This is a genomic window from Owariibacterium komagatae (assembly GCF_045865535.1).
GTDB classification, from domain to species: Bacteria; Bacillota; Clostridia; order Oscillospirales; family Ruminococcaceae; genus Ruthenibacterium; species Ruthenibacterium komagatae.
The window spans coordinates 457,414-473,808 of sequence record NZ_AP031406.1 but is presented as its reverse complement, the minus strand read 5'-3'; the positions used below and the strand labels follow the sequence as shown (position 1 = coordinate 473,808).

20 protein-coding genes are annotated in these 16,395 nt (G+C 48.9%); 15 read left to right on the top strand and 5 right to left on the bottom strand.

The window, feature by feature from the left end:
* Positions 1–132: 132 nt before the first annotated feature.
* Positions 133–1,494, bottom strand: coding sequence for a hypothetical protein (locus ACKTS9_RS02465; protein ID WP_407878756.1), 1,362 nt, complete (start codon positions 1,492–1,494; stop codon positions 133–135).
* Positions 1,487–2,002 (bottom strand): sigma-70 family RNA polymerase sigma factor, encoded by a 516-nt coding sequence (locus ACKTS9_RS02460; protein WP_349214872.1) that lies wholly within the window; start codon positions 2,000–2,002, stop codon positions 1,487–1,489. Before ACKTS9_RS02460 ends, ACKTS9_RS02465 begins: the two co-directional genes overlap by 8 nt.
* Positions 2,003–2,024: 22 nt before the next feature.
* On the opposite strand from ACKTS9_RS02460, the gene ACKTS9_RS02455 reads away from it, so the two are divergent.
* Together ACKTS9_RS02455 and ACKTS9_RS02450 are read left to right on the top strand one after the other, a co-directional pair.
* Positions 2,025–2,252, top strand: a complete 228-nt coding sequence (locus ACKTS9_RS02455) for a hypothetical protein (protein ID WP_407878754.1) — start codon at positions 2,025–2,027, stop codon at positions 2,250–2,252.
* A complete protein-coding gene (locus tag ACKTS9_RS02450; RefSeq protein ID WP_407878752.1) occupies positions 2,227–3,408 on the top strand; it encodes a hypothetical protein in 1,182 nt (393 codons plus the stop codon). Before ACKTS9_RS02455 ends, ACKTS9_RS02450 begins: the two co-directional genes overlap by 26 nt.
* Before the next feature lie 102 nt (positions 3,409–3,510).
* On the opposite strand, the gene tnpA is transcribed toward ACKTS9_RS02450, so the two are convergent.
* Both tnpA and mtaB read right to left on the bottom strand, forming a co-directional pair.
* On the bottom strand, positions 3,511–3,975 hold the full coding sequence (gene tnpA / locus ACKTS9_RS02445; protein WP_349215395.1) for an IS200/IS605 family transposase: 465 nt from the start codon (positions 3,973–3,975) through the stop codon (positions 3,511–3,513).
* 172 nt (positions 3,976–4,147) lie between these two features.
* Positions 4,148–5,440, bottom strand: coding sequence for a tRNA (N(6)-L-threonylcarbamoyladenosine(37)-C(2))-methylthiotransferase MtaB (mtaB, locus tag ACKTS9_RS02440; protein WP_407878750.1), 1,293 nt, complete (start codon positions 5,438–5,440; stop codon positions 4,148–4,150).
* A gap of 102 nt (positions 5,441–5,542) precedes the next feature.
* Between mtaB and ACKTS9_RS02435 the strand changes: the two genes are divergently transcribed.
* The 8 genes from ACKTS9_RS02435 to plsY all read left to right on the top strand — a co-directional run bounded on the left by ACKTS9_RS02435 (position 5,543) and on the right by plsY (position 12,854).
* Positions 5,543–6,706 (top strand): D-alanyl-D-alanine carboxypeptidase family protein, encoded by a 1,164-nt coding sequence (locus ACKTS9_RS02435; protein WP_407878748.1) that lies wholly within the window; start codon positions 5,543–5,545, stop codon positions 6,704–6,706.
* Between the two features lie 80 nt (positions 6,707–6,786).
* On the top strand, positions 6,787–8,121 hold the full coding sequence (locus ACKTS9_RS02430) for a glucose-6-phosphate isomerase (protein WP_407878746.1): 1,335 nt from the start codon (positions 6,787–6,789) through the stop codon (positions 8,119–8,121).
* 37 nt (positions 8,122–8,158) lie between these two features.
* Positions 8,159–8,563 carry a hypothetical protein gene (locus ACKTS9_RS02425; protein WP_349214866.1) on the top strand — a complete coding sequence of 135 codons (405 nt, stop codon included), beginning with the start codon at positions 8,159–8,161 and terminating at the stop codon, positions 8,561–8,563.
* Between the two features lie 142 nt (positions 8,564–8,705).
* Entirely contained in the window at positions 8,706–9,197 is a 492-nt protein-coding gene (locus ACKTS9_RS02420) for a YceD family protein (protein ID WP_407878744.1), read from the top strand.
* 29 nt (positions 9,198–9,226) lie between these two features.
* The gene (gene rpmF, locus ACKTS9_RS02415; protein ID WP_349214864.1) at positions 9,227–9,409 is read left to right on the top strand and encodes a 50S ribosomal protein L32; all 183 of its coding nucleotides are present in this window, start codon (positions 9,227–9,229) and stop codon (positions 9,407–9,409) included.
* 89 nt (positions 9,410–9,498) lie between these two features.
* The gene (locus ACKTS9_RS02410) at positions 9,499–10,803 is read left to right on the top strand and encodes a DUF512 domain-containing protein (RefSeq protein WP_349214863.1); all 1,305 of its coding nucleotides are present in this window, start codon (positions 9,499–9,501) and stop codon (positions 10,801–10,803) included.
* Positions 10,804–10,821: 18 nt separating this feature from the next.
* A complete protein-coding gene (gene der, locus ACKTS9_RS02405; RefSeq protein WP_407878741.1) occupies positions 10,822–12,147 on the top strand; it encodes a ribosome biogenesis GTPase Der in 1,326 nt (441 codons plus the stop codon).
* Between the two features lie 32 nt (positions 12,148–12,179).
* On the top strand, positions 12,180–12,854 hold the full coding sequence (gene plsY, locus ACKTS9_RS02400) for a glycerol-3-phosphate 1-O-acyltransferase PlsY (RefSeq protein ID WP_349214861.1): 675 nt from the start codon (positions 12,180–12,182) through the stop codon (positions 12,852–12,854).
* An 84-nt stretch (positions 12,855–12,938) separates the two neighbouring features.
* Here the strand turns inward: plsY and rpmB are convergent, their stop codons facing one another.
* Positions 12,939–13,127: a 50S ribosomal protein L28 gene (rpmB, locus tag ACKTS9_RS02395; protein WP_349214860.1), complete on the bottom strand. Its 189-nt coding sequence runs from the start codon at positions 13,125–13,127 to the stop codon at positions 12,939–12,941.
* 210 nt (positions 13,128–13,337) lie between these two features.
* On the opposite strand from rpmB, the gene ACKTS9_RS02390 reads away from it, so the two are divergent.
* The 5 genes from ACKTS9_RS02390 to ytfJ are packed head-to-tail and all read left to right on the top strand — an operon-like array spanning position 13,338 to position 16,360.
* Positions 13,338–14,015, top strand: coding sequence for a site-2 protease family protein (locus tag ACKTS9_RS02390; protein ID WP_407878738.1), 678 nt, complete (start codon positions 13,338–13,340; stop codon positions 14,013–14,015).
* A gap of 22 nt (positions 14,016–14,037) precedes the next feature.
* A complete protein-coding gene (locus tag ACKTS9_RS02385) occupies positions 14,038–14,736 on the top strand; it encodes a segregation and condensation protein A (protein WP_349214858.1) in 699 nt (232 codons plus the stop codon).
* Positions 14,736–15,320: an SMC-Scp complex subunit ScpB gene (scpB, locus tag ACKTS9_RS02380; RefSeq protein ID WP_349214857.1), complete on the top strand. Its 585-nt coding sequence runs from the start codon at positions 14,736–14,738 to the stop codon at positions 15,318–15,320. The genes ACKTS9_RS02385 and scpB overlap by 1 nt, the downstream gene beginning before the upstream one ends.
* Complete coding sequence (locus tag ACKTS9_RS02375) at positions 15,317–15,949, top strand: DUF2953 domain-containing protein (protein WP_407878735.1); 633 nt, start codon at positions 15,317–15,319, stop codon at positions 15,947–15,949. Before scpB ends, ACKTS9_RS02375 begins: the two co-directional genes overlap by 4 nt.
* Positions 15,950–15,967: 18 nt before the next feature.
* Entirely contained in the window at positions 15,968–16,360 is a 393-nt protein-coding gene (gene ytfJ, locus ACKTS9_RS02370) for a GerW family sporulation protein (protein ID WP_349214855.1), read from the top strand.
* The last annotated feature ends 35 nt before the right edge of the window (positions 16,361–16,395 follow it).

Genomic DNA, 16,395 nt, shown 5'->3' with positions numbered 1-16,395 from the left:
GCAGCTATTCTTGAAAGAATCTTTTTCTCTTATTATAGTGAAAAATTTGAAAAAAATATAGGTGAATGGAAAAATAAAAGAAAAACACCTTCCAATGCGGATAAAGGCATCAGAAGGTGTTTGTTTCATTGATCAGGAAAATTGAAGGTCCTGTCCGTCGACCAGAACCTGGCCGATATTTTCCGGAGAAAGGGGAACGCGGAAATCCTGCTGCAGTGTGATACTGACCTGGTCCTGCTCGTCAAAGGAGAAAATGGTCGAACTGGTGTAGAAGTCAATTTTATTTCCGTTGGTGTCGTAAACTTCCACCGAAGGATATTCACCGTTGACCGGTTGCCCATCACCGTGCAGAGAAATGCCGAGGGGAGAAAGCGTGACCTGCGTATAGTGAACCGAGTCCAGCGTGATGTCACAATCTGCGGACTGCTGTTTGTAGACACTGTCCAGAGTGAACGTTACTTTCCAGTCTCCGCGCACGGCGCTGTCATAGGAGATGGCATCGTAATACAGAGAAAGATCGTCCAGAGAGTAACTTTTCGGAACAGGAAGTACATATTCGATGTATTCGCTGTAATCAGCATCCAGTTCCGAATATTGGCGCCCAAACTCATACGTGCCGCTTCCTGCGTTCAGAGGTTGACCGTTTGAATCCAGCAGATACAAATCAGCACGGGCATAGCGGCCGAGTTCGCTGACCTTCACCTGCACATGAAGCGTGTCCTGAACAAATCCGATTGCCGTAATGGTTCCCCAGGGCAGTTCCGGGTTCCAGCCATCCGGAAGAGGTGCAGCTTCCAGAATGGAAGGCGGTGCATCCTCAAAAGGTGAAAAACCATTGGGGTCATATACGATTGAACTGCCGTTGATGGACACGCCTTCCTGCAAAGACGGTGTTTGATCCTTTAAAAGAGAGAGGGAATACCCAGTGTTTTGACGATGAGAATCTTCCACATCATTGAGCAGCGTGCGAACCTGTACGGTAATCGGCTTTCCGTCCAACGCGTCAACGCTGTATCCGGACAGGCGATAGATGGAATTGCCGGTGCTGGAATCATAATCGACCAGCTGAACGTCGCAGGGGCCCAGCGTTCCGTCAATCTGCAGATTGGAAAGAACGGTCTTTTCGTTAACACGGCCACCGGCCTGGTCACGCAGGGAAAGATAAACGGTAACACGTTGATTGTCATTGACGGCGGCCAGCACCTGCATTTCGATGTCATCGGATACGCAGGAAAGTTCCACCGTCTGCATGATTGAGGAAAGCTGAACTCCGACCTGTTCGACCAGCCGTTGAATAGGTGGAAACGAAGCGGCGAGAACGCTGACGCTGCCAACAAAAGTAACTGCGGCTACGGCTGCCACGGCGATGACGCGCCGGAATGGGTGGAATCTCCGCCTTGGCGTGAAGGAAACGGGAGAAAAGGCGGGAGCGGATACATGCAATGTATCCAGACGGCGATCCACTGCCCGCTGGATGCGTTCGTGGTTAGTCATCTTCGTACCAATCCTCCAATCTTTTTTTCAGTTGCTCACGAGCCCTTTTTAAACGGACGGAAACGGTGGATTCAGGCGCGCCAAGCACTTGTGCGATGTCACTGATTTTCATATCCTGATAATAGAACAGAAGAATGACTTCGCGGTAGTGCGGTTTTAAACGCATGATTTCAATCAAAATCGTGTCGTCCTCATGCGTTTCGCTGTGGGTGGGGATTTCGTCCAAAACTTCCTGGACGTTTACTTTTCGATGCCATGCACTGCGAAGATAGTCTTTACACACATTGATCGCGATACGCATAATCCAGGTCTTTTCGCTGGAATTGGTATCGAATTTATGGTAGTTTCGGTAGATTTTTAAAAATGTATCCTGAACAGCATCTTGCGCCAGATAAACATCTTTCAGATACAAAAAGCAAATCCGCATTAATGAATCGCCGTACTGCTGGACGATCCGGTCCATGTCGGGCGATGCATTGCAGGAGGGCGCAAGCTGTGGCGGCACCATAACTGGCCTCACGAACCTTTCTATGTATGATACGTTACAAGTTGGAAAAAACTTTCACAAATCTGTCTTTTCTTTTACAGGTCCTTGTGTGCGAAAAGACGGGATTCTTTTTCATTATACCGGATTTGCGCAAAATGACAACATCGGCTTGCGCTGTATCCGCACAGGCATTAAAATGAAAGAAAGAAAATCGCCCCAGAAGCGGGAAAAGAAGGCGTTGTACGATGAAAACAATTGTGGAATTGTATGATAAAGAACCGCTGGAAAATATTTTGTCTGCGTGCGTGTTTGAGCCGGATATGGTGGTTTATATCTGCGACGCCCGTGACTCTTCGCTTCGGAAGGAGACTGCGGTCGAAAGACTGTTCAAAAGCAGAGGTCTGCGCACACAGTCACGGTTTTACTATATCAATACTTCCGATGTGACCGCCATTTGGAAAACCATGGAAGCAATTTGCAGGGACTATCCGGATTGTGCGTTTGACTGCACAGGCGGAAAAGATCTGGTGCTTCTCATGGCCGGGATTTTTTGCAAGGAGAAAAATGTTCGGGCCTATTACATTGATCTGGAGCGGAAAAAACTGGTGAACCTGTGCGGTTGCGAAGATTTGGCAGAGCGTTTTTGTGTGCCGCAGTTTACGGCAGAGGATGTGTTTTCTCTGGCAGGAGCCAAACTGGTAGGGTATGGCCATTTTTCGCCGGCTGAGATGAACGAGGAGTTTGAGCGCAGCGTGCCGGACATCTGGAATATTGTACTGAAGAATCCCGAGGCGTGGGGTAGCGCAGTAGGCTATTTTCAGGCGGCCGGAGTGGGCAAGCAGGAAGAAGATTTGTGGATTCGTGCACCGAAGACGATTCGTGTCAACAAGCAGGTTACTGCGCGGTGCAACGAAAATATTCTGGAGCGTCTTGCCGCCTGCGGCGCGATTCAAAGACTGACAGTGCAGGGGGATGAGGTCCAGTTTCGGTATCGGGACGAACAAATGAAAAAGTGCCTGCAGAATCATGGCATTTGGCTGGAACTGTACGGCTATTTTGCGGCACGTCAAAGCGGTTTGTTCGGGGACGTTCGAACCAGCGTCATTGTGGATTGGGATAATGCCCACGGGCGTACACCAAGCACAAGGAATGAAATCGATATTCTGATCGTCGAAGGCGTTACGCCCGTTTTCATCTCCTGCAAAATGGGAGTGCCTTCGCCGCTGGCGTTGACGGAGATTAAAATCCTGAGTCAAAAATTCGGCGGTGAGAGAACCCGGACCGTAATGCTGACGGCTGCGAATGTACACGAGGAAAATCGTCCGCTGTCCCAGCGCGCCAGAGATTTGGGGATTACGCTTCTCGATCGCGGAAATCTGCAAAGAAACGAATTTGTTCAAAGCATTCAGAGAGTGATTTCAAAATAGTAACCCACCAGCGAAGCTGGTGGTTCTTCAGAAGCGGGCAAAGCCCTAAAATACTAGCCACGCCTAAAGGCGTTGGTACGGTCTGCCACCTGCGAAAGAATATTACTTGCTACCCGTAAACGGGTCTATGTATTCTTTAAGGGTCATCTGATCCTCAATCTGATCTTCTTTGAGTTGGTTTTGGATATACTCCGCAATCTTCTTTGCGTTCTTACCTGCTGTATCGACATAGTATCCACGGCACCAAAACTGCCTGTTTCCATATTTGTACTTCAAATTGGAATGTCTCTCGAAAATGATCAGACTGCTTTTCCCCTTGAGAAAACCTACGAAACTGGATACACTCATCTTAGGCGGTATTTCCACCAGCATGTGGATATGATCCGGACACACTTCCGCCTCTACTATTTTCACTTGTTTCCAATTGCATAATTCTCTCAATATCTTCCCTATTTCCACACGGTTTTCTTTGTAAAAGATTTTTCTGCGATACTTCGGCGCAAATACTATGTGATATTTGCAGTTCCATGTTGTATGTGCTAAACTATTCTTGTCATTAGGCGTCATGCCTTTTGTCCTCCTTTTGATACTTTAGTGCAGTTGGCAGACCGCATCTTTATTGTATCAAAAGGAGTTTTTATTTCCTATGCAACGCTAAAGCTTTTTGAGAACTCCCCGGCACAGCCGGGGGTTTTCGGTAAACAATAAAAGGACGGAACCAACTCGGTTCCGTCCTTTTTTACATAAGTGGGTCGGCTGTACAACGTTCGCCGTCAAACGAGCCCAACCGGGCCGGCACGATTTCCCCTTGCACATGTCCGGGGGCATGGATCAAAACGGGAATGTATTCTTTGGTATAGCCGGTATAGCGATCTTTGGCGACCGGTTTTTCCAGAAGAACTTCGACTGTTTGACCTTCTCTTGCGCGAATAATTTCACTACGGATGGCATCTGCTTCTTTCTGCAGAAGGTGGTTTCGCTGCGCCTTAACGGATTCGTCCACTTGGTCGGGCATGTCGTAAGCGGGTGTGCCTGCACGGCGCGAATAGGAGAAAACATGGACTTTCAAAAAACCAATCTCACGCACGAAAGAAACCGTTTCGGCGAATTCCTCTTCGGTTTCTCCCGGGAATCCCACAATGATGTCGGTGGTAAAAGTAGCGCCGGGAAAAGAGGCGCGCAGTTTCCGGACAACCGTGCGGTATTCATCTGCTGTGTACACACGTCTCATCCGGCGAAGCGTTGGTGTACAGCCGCTTTGCAGCGAAAGATGGAACTGAGGGCACAGTTCTTTGACGGCGGCCATTTGCTGAATGCAGGCATCGTCCAGAAGATCCGGTTCAAGGCTTCCCAGGCGAATGCGTTCGATTCCCTCTACCTGAGCTGCTTTCTCCACGATTTGAGCCAGATTGGTTTGAGTGTCCTGTCCGTAGCTGGATAAATTGATTCCGGAAAAAACAACTTCGCGATAGCCTGCGCGGGCAAGCACTGCGAGTTCTTTCAAAATGTTTTCCTCCTGGCGGCTTCGCACATTTCCGCGTGCGCGAGGAATAACGCAATAGGCACAACGACGGTTGCATCCGTCTTCAATTTTCATGAAAGCACGGGTGTGGCCTGCCAGTGACTCCATCGGCAGTTCCTCAAACAAATCCCGCTGCTGATGCGGCGCGATGTCCACGATGCGCTCGCGCGTTTGCAGAAAAGAGAGAACATTGTCCAGCAAGTGTGCGCGGTTTTTGCTGCCGGTAATGATGTCCGCTTCCGTTGCCTGCGATGCCTCCTGGGGAAATGCCTGCGGATAGCATCCGGTCAATACGGTAACGGCGTCGGGATTCTGCCGCTTGGCGCGGCGCAGCCATTGCCGGCTTTTCTTGTCACCACCGGCGGTTACCGTACAGCTGTTTACAATATACACATCGGCGTCTTCCGTCGGCTGCGCCAGCGAAAAACCGTTGTCGCAGAACAACTGTTCCAGGGCACCGGTTTCGTTTTGATTGACCTTGCAGCCCAAGGTATAAAATGTAATTTTCAAAATGTCACCTCGTTCATTTGTGACTTTATTATACAGAAATGCGGATAAAATCACAACCCACCCTCATATGATTGATTGAAATCATCGAGGAGGGATATGCGCATGAAGAGGACAGTCATATGGAAAAATTTCACGGCGCTTATGCTTGTCGCGACAATTTGTCTGGGGTTGGCGGCACCGCACGCCTGGGCGGAAAATTCCACCGAACTGAATCTGCCTTGCAGAAACGCCATCCTGGTCAATGTGAATACGGGAACGGTACTCTATGAACAGGGGCCGGATGACGAAGTCCCGATCGCATCCATTACAAAAGTGATGACGCTTCTTTTGACACTGGAGGCAGTGAAAGCGGGAAAGGTTTCCATGACGGATATTGTTCCGATTTCGGAACATGCCTATAATATGGGGGGCAGCCAGATTTGGCTGGAGCCGGGAGAGCAGTTCACGCTGGATGAATTGATCAAAGCAATCTGTGTATGTTCGGCAAATGATGCAGCTGTGGCTGTGGCGGAATTTGTGGGCGGATCGGAGCCCGTGTTTGCGGAAATGATGAACGCCAAGGCAAAAGAATTGGGGATGAATCACACTCATTTTGTAAACGCCTGCGGATTGGATGAAGCGGGGCACTATTCTTCTGCGAGAGATGTGTCGATCATGTCGATGGAGTTGCTCAAACACCCCAAAATTCTGGAGTACTGCGGAATTTGGATGGACAGCTTGCGCAACGGCGAAACACAGATGGTAAACACCAATAAACTTCTGAAAAGCTACCCGGGAATTACCGGCTTGAAAACGGGTACCACAAATGGCGCGGGCGTGTGTATTTCCGCGTCTGCCGAACGCGACGGAATGAGTCTTCTGGCGGTTGTGCTGGGCTCTCCGTCCAGCGGAGAGCGATTTGAAGCGGCGACGCAGCTTCTGGATTACGGCTTTGCCAACTATGAAACGGCGGAATTTCCGTCGATTGCCGGAAGAGTGGAGACACTTCCGGTCAAAGGTGGTGTCAGTCAACAGGTGACGCTCTCTTATGAGATACCGGAGAAGATTCTGCTGAAAAAGGGAGAAGGGAAGACATTAACGGCTGAAACGACGCTTCCCCAGCAGATGGAAGCTCCGGTCCAGAAGGGGGAAAAGGTGGGAGAAGTGACCCTGAAAACGGAGCAGTCCGTCATCGGCACGTACCCGGTGACGGCAGCGGGCGATGTTTCAAAAATGGATTTTTCAACGGCTTTTTCTTTGCTTTCCCACGCGATATTTACTTTATAAAAATCCATGCCTTTAATTGACACCGGACAGACCTTCTGATATAGTTAATATATAAAAATCAAATGTTCGGAGGTTTCTGTATGAGTGTCAAAATGAATGGCAAGCATCTTGCTCCGTTTATCAGTGAAGATGAATACAAGGCGCTTTTTCCGCAGGTGAAACTTGCGCATGAGTTGCTCCACAGCGGGCAGGGACAGGGAAATGATTTCCTCGGTTGGTTGGATCTTCCCGTCAATTATGACAAGGAAGAGTTTGCGCGCATCAAAAAAGCGGCGGCGAAAATCATTTCTGACAGCGATGTGCTGATCGTGATCGGTATCGGCGGAAGTTATCTGGGCGCCCGTGCGGCGATTGAAGCGCTGAAGGGAACACTGTATAACAATACCTGCAAAAAAACGCCGCAGATTTTTTATGTGGGCAATTCCATCAGTCCGGCATACCTGCAGGATGTGATTTCACTTTGCGAAGGCAAGGATGTTTCCGTTAATATCATTTCCAAATCCGGCACAACGACGGAGCCTGCGATTGCTTTCCGTGTTTTCCGCAACATGCTGGAGAAAAAGTATGGCAAGGAAGGCGCCAGAAGCCGCATTTATGCGACCACGGATAAGGCGCGTGGCACACTGAAGGAATTGGCTGACGCTGAGGGATATGAGACGTTTGTGGTTCCTGACGACGTTGGCGGACGCTATTCTGTACTCACTGCAGTCGGTCTTCTGCCTATTGCAGCGGCGGGATGCGATATCGATCAGCTGATGGCTGGCGCGGCAGCCGCCCGTGAGGCGTTGGCTGTTTGCGATGAAAACAATGACTGTTATCGTTACGCGGCAACGCGCAATATTTTGTATCGCAAGGGAAAAGCTGTGGAACTGCTGGCCTGCTATGAGCCCAATTTCACATTGATGAACGAGTGGTACAAACAACTGTTTGGTGAATCCGAGGGCAAGGATCAGAAGGGTTTGTTCCCCGCCAGCGTGATTTTCTCCACGGATCTGCATTCCATGGGACAGTTTGTGCAGGACGGCGCCCGCATTATGTTCGAAACAGTGGTGGATATTCAGAAACCTCAGAAGGATCTGTACATTGAAAAGAGCGACGAGAATTTCGATGGCCTCAATTTCCTGGCAGATCAGAATATGAGCGTTGTGAACCGCAAGGCGATGGAAGGAACCATTCTTGCGCATACAGACGGCGGGGTTCCCAATGTTCTGTTGGAAGTTGAAAGTCTGACGGAATTTAACCTGGGCTACCTGATTTATTTCTTTGAGAAAGCCTGCGCAATTTCCGGTTATCTGATGGGAGTCAATCCCTTCAATCAGCCCGGCGTGGAGAGCTACAAAAAGAATATGTTTGCCCTGCTGGGAAAACCTGGCTATGAGGACCGCAAGGCGGAACTGGAAGCGAAACTTCGTTAAATGCACCGGATGGTGTCAAAATAAAGGAGGCATTCCTATGATTCAACTGATTATTGGCGGCAAAGGCTCCGGCAAGACCAAAAAAATGATTGATATGATTAATGAGAGCGCGAAGACGACTCCGGGCAACATTGTTTGCATTGAGAAGTCGATGAAGCTCACCTATGATATTGACCACAATGCCCGTTTGATTGATGTGGATGAGTACAAAATTGAAGGGTATGAGATGTTGTACGGCTTCATGGCTGGTATTTTGGCCGGCAACTACGACATCGTGGAAGTTTATCTGGATGGCGTGCTGAAATTGGGCAATCACGACATGGAAGGCCTGGGCGTTCTGCTGGATAAAGTCAATGCGCTGGCTGGTGACACGGTGAAGGTCGTTGTCACGGTTTCTGCCAATATGGATCAGCTGACAGATGGTGTAAAAAAATATCTGTAATCTGCAAAACTTTTGCTGCAGGGACCTGCGTGCGGGTCCCTGCGTTTTCTGTTGTTTTGCGTGCTTTTTTTCTACAAATAGTATTGACAAACCAACACTTTGCAGTTATAATAGCTAAGCGACCTTTTGAGGAGTGTTGCGTATGCTGCTTGATATCAAAAAGATTTTCAGCACATATGATGCGCCTGTGAAAGTATCCGAGGAGTTGGATCTTTCCAAGGAGGATTTTCCGGGGTATGAGGTACCTGATCCCATACACTTGGAGCTTTGTTTGGTCCTTCATGGAAATGTATTGGAGACGGAACTTTGTTTTCGAGCACAGGCTGTTTATGAGTGTGCCCGTTGCCTTGAAAGATCACAGCAGGTTTTCGATGTGGAGAGAAGTTATCCGATTCGGCAGGCGGATCTGACAGATCCGGATGCGGAACTTCCGTTTACGGAAGATGGACAGCTGGACACAAAGGAACTTGTTTATTCAGAGCTTTTGCTCGAAATACCGACAGTGCTGCTTTGCAGCGATGACTGTGCAGGGCTTTGCCCCGTTTGTGGCAGAAAAAAACCATGTGCTTGCACGCATGAAACCAACGATGCCACAGATGAAAGGCTTTCTATATTAAAACAACTGCTATCTTAAATGATTCACACAACGAGGAGGTGCTTATAGTGGCAGTACCCAAGAGAAAGGTTTCCAAGGCAAGACGCGATAAGAGGCGCTCCTCCGTGTGGAAGCTGACTGCGCCCACGCTGGCGAAATGCACGCAGTGCGGCGAGTATAAACTTCCCCATCAGGTATGCGGCAATTGCGGCTACTACAAGGGCAAGGAAATCGTGAAAAAGGAAGCGTAATTGGCTTCCCGCAGAAAGACATGGGGAAGGGAAACCTTCCCCTTTGTTTTTTATTCTCGGTTGTTTTCTGATTTTTCTTTTGAAAGGATGTGCGCTGTTTGGCTGTACGCGTCACAGATGTGGAAAAAGGTTCTCCAGCAGAAGCGGCAAAGCTTGCAGGCGGAACGCTGCTTTCCATTGATGGCAACGAGATCAACGATATGCTTGATTATGAGTTTTATTCTTCGGGTGCGCATCTGGAACTGGCTGTCATGCGGGGGGCAAAGCTGGAATATCTTCAAATTGAAAAAGAGGAATACCAGCCGCTGGGGTGCAGTTTTGAAAGCTATTTGATCGATAAAAAGCATTCCTGCAAAAACAAATGCATGTTCTGCTTCATTGATCAGATGCCGAAGGGAATGCGGGAAACGCTTTATTTTAAGGACGATGACGAGCGTTTGTCGTTTCTGTTCGGAAATTATGTGACACTGACGAATCTCAGCGCTCACGAGATCGACCGCATCAAGAAAATGCACATTTCACCCATCAATATTTCTGTCCACACGGTGGAACCGGAATTGCGTGTAAAAATGATGCGAAATAAGCACGCCGGAGAAGTGTTGCGCTATATTGATGAATTTGCCGAAGCGGGCATTGAGATGAATTGCCAGCTGGTCCTTTGCAGAGGGATCAATGACGGGGAACATCTCAGAAAGAGTATTGAAAAACTGGCCAGCCTTTATCCGGCAGTTAAAAGTATCGCTGCGGTCCCCAGCGGCTTGACCAAATACCGTGATGGGCTGTATCCGCTGGAGCCGTATGACTGTGAGACGGCATGCCAGGTCCTGGATATTCTGGAAGAGTATGGAGACCGGTACCAAAAGGAGCGGGGAGAACGCATCATTTATCCGGCGGATGAATGGTTCCTGCTGGCCCAAAGACCCATTCCGCAGGATGAGTATTATGGGGAATATCCCCAATTGGAAAATGGTGTGGGAATGTGGCGCACGTTGCATGACGAGTTCATGAATGCGCTGGATACACAGCGCTATCCTCGCTTCCCGCGGCGTGTGGATGTGGCGACAGGGACTTTGGCCGCGCCTTTGATCCGGATGCTGATGGAAGCGCTGCATGACAGGCAGCCGCACATTCGTGTGGAAGTTCATCCCATTCAGAATGATTTCTTTGGCGGAAATGTCAGTGTAGCGGGTTTGGTCACAGGACAGGATTTGATCGCACAGCTTCAGGGAAAACTGAAGAGCAGAGTGCTGGGAATTCCGGAGGTAATGCTGCGGGAGGAACGGGACCGCTTTTTGGATGACATCACCGTGGAGCAGGTGGAGAAGGCCTTGAAAGTGAAAGTGCGGATTATTCCGCAAAACGGAGAAGAAATGTTGCGGGAATTGATCCGCTGAGAAAGAAAGGATTTCCATATGTCGAAACCAATTGTAGCCATCGTTGGTCGCCCCAATGTGGGAAAATCGACGTTGTTTAATAAATTGATCGGGCAGCGTCTGGCAATCGTAGAGGATACGCCGGGCGTTACGCGCGACCGCCTGTATGGAAACTGCGAATGGCAGAATCATAACTTTTTGCTGGTGGATACAGGTGGAATTGAACCAAGTGTAGATGACGGCATTTTGCTGCATATGCGTCAGCAGGCGCAGCTTGCCATTGATACCGCCCAGGCGATTTTGTTCGTGACGGATTTGAGGGCGGGCGTGACGGCGCAGGATGCAGACATTGCCAATATGCTGATGCGCTCGGGAAAACCGGTGGTTCTTGTTGTGAATAAGGTGGATTCTCTGGGAGCACCCCCTCTGGAGCTCTACGATTTTTACAGCCTGGGGCTGGGGGAACCCTATCCGGTATCTTCTGTGCATGGTCATGGCACCGGTGATATTTTGGAAAAAATTTGTGAGTATCTGCCGGATCAGAGCGAAGAGGTTGAAGAGGACGATCGCATTACAGTGGCGGTCATCGGCCGGCCCAATGTGGGTAAGTCCAGTCTGGTCAACTATGTGCTCGGCGAGGAACGCATGATCGTAGCCAATGAAGCGGGGACGACTCGTGATGCGGTGGACAGCGACGTGGAAAACCAGTACGGAAAGTTCGTCTTCATTGATACAGCGGGACTTCGCAAGCGTGGAAAAGTAGAGGACGGTGTGGAGCGTTACAGTGTTCTGCGCAGTTTGGCCGCAGTAGAGCGTGCCCGTGTGTGCGTGATTATGATTGATGCGACAACCGGGTTTACCGAGCAGGATTCCAAGGTGGCAGGCTTTGCTCATGAACAGGGGAAAGCATGCATTGTGGCAGTTAATAAGTGGGATGCTGTTGAAAAAGATGATAAAACCATGCAGGAGATGCGCAAAAAGCTGGAAAATGATTTTAGCTTTATGGCGTATGCGCCGATCATTTTTATTTCGGCCAAAACAGGCCAGCGTGTGGACCGGCTGTTTGAGCTGATCAAGTATGTGGACAGTCAGAATGCACTCCGCGTTACGACTGGTGTGCTGAATGATCTTTTGGCTCGTGCGACGGCACGTGTTCAACCGCCTTCCGACAAAGGTAAGCGTCTGAAAATCTATTATATGACGCAAATTTCTACACGGCCGCCCACGTTTGTGTGCTTCTGCAATTCCAAACAGCTGTTCCATTTTTCCTATCAGCGCTACATTGAGAATCAGATTCGTGAAACCTTTGGGCTGGAGGGTACTCCTGTCCGGATTTTGATTCGGGAACGCGGTGAGAAAGCCTGAAGCAGGCGGGATAAGGTAAAGGAGGAATCGTTTTGAAGGGTTTTCTGCTGTACGTTGTCTTTTGTGTATTGATTCCGTATTTATTGGGCTCTTTAAGCTTTTCTGTGATTGTGTCCAAGACGCTGTATCATCAGGATATTCGAAATTTTGGTTCCGGAAACGCCGGAATGACCAATGTTTTGCGCACTTTTGGAAAAAAGGCTGCCGCTCTGACCGTTGTGGGTGATATCGGAAAAGGGGTTGTGGCGGTCCTTTTGGCAAAATGGTTTTTCGGGTCTCAGTTGGCTTCGGAACAATCTTACTTTTTAGGTGCGATTTTTGGAATCTATCTCGCAGCGTTTTTCGCAGTGCTGGGACATGTTTATCCGTTGTACTTTGGCTTTAAAGGTGGTAAGGCTGTTTCTGTGGCAACCGGAACCATTGTGGCAATCTCGCCTGTAATGGTTTTGCCGCTTTTGGTTGTGTTTTTTGGCGTTCTCGCAGCTGGAAAGATGGTTTCCCTTTCCAGTATCTGTTGTGCGGCAGCCTATCCCGTGGTGACCTTTCTGTACTATTGGCTGATTCAGAAAAGCGATTTGTCGGTGATTTTGACGACGACCATTGGCGCGGCCATTATGGGAGCACTGGTCATTTGGTTGCATCGCTCCAATATTCAGCGCATTCGAAATGGCACGGAGTACAAGTTTTTTCAAAAGAAAAGTAAATGAAAAAAGGCGTCCGGAAGACCGGACGCCTTTTTTCATCATAAAAAAATCGCCCGATCAAAGGATCGGGCGGCGCTTTCTCTTTTATTACAGAGCGCGGGTAACCTTACCGGAACGCAGGCAACGGGTGCAGGCGTAGATATAACGGGGAGAACCGTCGACTACCGCTTTCACTCTTTTTACGTTGGGTTTCCAAGTACGGTTGGAGCGGCGATGAGAGTGGGAAACCTTAATACCAAACGCCACACCTTTACCGCAGCAATCACATTTTGCCATTGTACTGCACCTCCTCTTTTCAAGTAGCTAGAATATAATACCAGACATTTTAAAAAAAAGCAAGTTTTTTTCTAAAATAAATTCAAATACGAGAAATTTTTTGCGTGTGCCAGTGTAAAACTACGCCTGGAGACTGAAATGGTTGTTATTTGGTTGAAAAAGTGCTATCATAGAGTGTCTACAAGAATCTGACAGGAAGGGAATTCAGCCATGGACTATGCGAAACTTGCACTTTATTTGGCGCGTGCAATTGCGCTTTTAACGGCCATTCCGTTTCATGAGGCTGCGCATGCCTGGGCGTCGGATAAGCTTGGAGACCCCACAGCGAAATTGTATGGAAGAATGTCGTTGAACCCGGTCCGGCATTTTGATCTTTTGGGTGCTTTGTGCATGATTTTGGTTGGATTCGGATGGGCGAAGCCCGTTCCGGTGGCGGCACGAACGAATTTTAAACATCCGCGCCGTGATATGGCACTTTCGGCTGCAGCAGGGCCGCTGGCCAATGTTTTGCTGGCGGCTGTCTGTATGGTAGTGTATAAGGTTTTATGGTATGTGTTCGCGGGAGCAGTCTTTTCGAATGCGGATTCAACTGCAGCCGTCGTTTGGTTGTTTGTGCTGCGCGTTTTGAATTCGATGATCAGTGTGAATATTACACTGGCTGTGTTCAATCTTCTGCCGGTTCCGCCTTTGGACGGCTCGCGTATTTTCAATGTTTTGCTGCCCGATAAGGTTTATTTTGGAATTATGCGCTATGAGCGTGTGATTTTGTTTTGCTTGTTTGCTGTTTTGTGGCTGGGGGTTCTTGACGGCCCGCTGAATGTTCTGTATGGCTGGATGCTGCAGGGCCTGGATTTTCTCACAGGGTTTGTAGAACTTCTTATGGCTTGAGAACGGGGGAGACATGGAAGGAATGACGTTCAAATTAGATCAGTTCGAAGGCCCGCTGGATCTTCTGCTGTATCTTGTTTCGAAAAACAAAATGAACCTTTACGACATAGAGATCGTTTCTTTGATTGATCAATATGTTTCAGTAGTACATGAATTGTCTCCTGAACAAATGGAAAGCGCCAGTGAATTTATCGAAATGGCAGCTCGCCTGGTTCAAATGAAGTCTTATTTTCTTTTGCCGAAAAGTGAAGAAGCAGAGCGCATGAAAGAGGAACTCACGGGCCTGTTGGTGGAGTACTCCATGTGCAAAGAAGTTGCCGGAAAGCTGAAGCAGATGAGCGAAGGGATTTATCATGTCGTGCGTTTGCCTGCAGAGATTCAGTTTGATACAGAATATCGGCTGCACCATGATGTATATCTTTTGGAAAATGCCTACAATGCTCTGCAAGGAAGAAGTGTGAAGAAACGGACGCCGCAGCAGGAGCAGTTTGAGCCGCTCACAACGGCACCGTTTGTATCGGTGGGGTCACGAATCATTGCAGTGCTGAGAGGGCTGGTCACAGGTCGTGTAAAGCGGCTTCGGCAGCTTTTTCAGGCCAATGGAAGCCGAAGCCAAACAGTCGCTACCTTTTTGGCGGTTCTGGAACTGGTGCGGGCCGGCCGCATTGAAATTGCAGAGGATGAGACATTAAAGGTCAAACGCAAACGGGAGGAACGATAATGGAGCTCAGGCAATTAAAAGCAACCGTGGAGGCAATGCTTTTTGCCCACGGCGAGCCGGTCAGTTCAGAGCGCCTTGCAGAGGTGCTGGAAATGCAGACGGAAGATATGGAGCGCGTTTTGCTGAGTCTGTCAGATGACTATGCTTCCCAGGATCGAGGAATCTGCCTTTTACATCTGGAAGATCGCTGGCAGCTTGCAACTAAAAATGAATATGCAGCTCCCATCAAAACCTTGATGGACAATCGGCGCAATACGCCGCTGTCTTCCGCAGCATTGGAAGTGCTGGCGATTATCGCATATAATCAGCCTGTGTCGCGTTCGTTTGTGGAACAGGTTCGCGGCGTGGATTCCTCTTCCACCATTCAAAAACTGGTTCAGAAGGGGTTGGTGGAGGAAGCCGGACGACTGGATCTTCCGGGACGGCCGGTGTCGTTCCGTACCACCGATGTGTTTTTGCGTACATTCGGGTTGAAAAGCCTTTTGGATTTGCCGCCGCTGCATGAGGATGATTATCCGTTGGAAGCGATTGCCGCGGGGGCACAGGAACCCGATGAAAAGATGCAAGAGGACCAGATGGAATGAGTGCTTTTTTAGCTGTTGTGGGATGGTCACTTTTGGCTGTCTTCCTTTTATTGCTCGTGCTTTTGCTGTTTCCGGTTTCTGTGCCGATTGAATTGCAGCAGGACCAAGTTGTCATAAAGCTGAAAGTGCTGTTTCTGACGTTTCAGCTGTATCCCAAGCGTGAGAAACAGGAAGCCAAGACTCCGGGAAAGGAAAGTGGCCAGCCGGCGGCCGAAAGCAAGCAGCATACGGATGAAAAAGAGCAGGCGCAGGCTACTTCGGAAAAGAAGAAGAGCAGACTCGATCTTTCTCAGCTGGCGCAACTTGTTTCGACGGCCTGCTGGCTGATGCGAATTGTGTTTCGTCTGATTCAAATTCGGGACATCCGGATTGTGTATCCCGTTCAGGGGGAAGATGCGGCGCAGACGGCGATTCAATATGGACGCATCAATGCTTATCTGGGCAGTACGCTGGGCGTGTTGCAGAATTTTTTGAACATGCATTTCAAACAGGTGGATATTTTGCCTGATTTTAACGGTAATTGCAAATATCAGCGTTATTTCTATTGTAAATTACAAGCAATTCCGATTATAATGATAGTAGCGGCTCTTTATGCCTTGGTGCGCCTGAAGGGCGAGAAGGTAATTTGATTTGGAGGCATTTTTCTTATGAGCGAACATCCGATTCAAGGTTTGATGGACGTTACCCTGGAGAAGATAAAGAGCATGGTGGATTCCAATACCATCATTGGCAATCCGATCAATATGGCAGACGGAACAATGATCCTGCCGGTTTCAAAAGTCACTTTTGGTTTTGCTTCCGGCGGTTCGGATTTTCCAACGAAAACATCCAAAGAACTGTTCGGAGGGGGCAGTGGCGCCGGTGTTTCCATTTCTCCCATTGCGTTTTTGGTTGTTCATGAGGGCAACGTGCGCCTTCTTCAGCTGTCGGATACATCCAACAGTCTGGATCGGGCCATTGGCATGATGCCGGAAATGGTGGACAAGGTTTCCGACTTGTTTTCCAAAAAGGAGAAGAATTCAGAGCAAAAGCAGAGCTGAGAGGGGCGCATTGCGCCCCTTTTTTGGACAGGCAT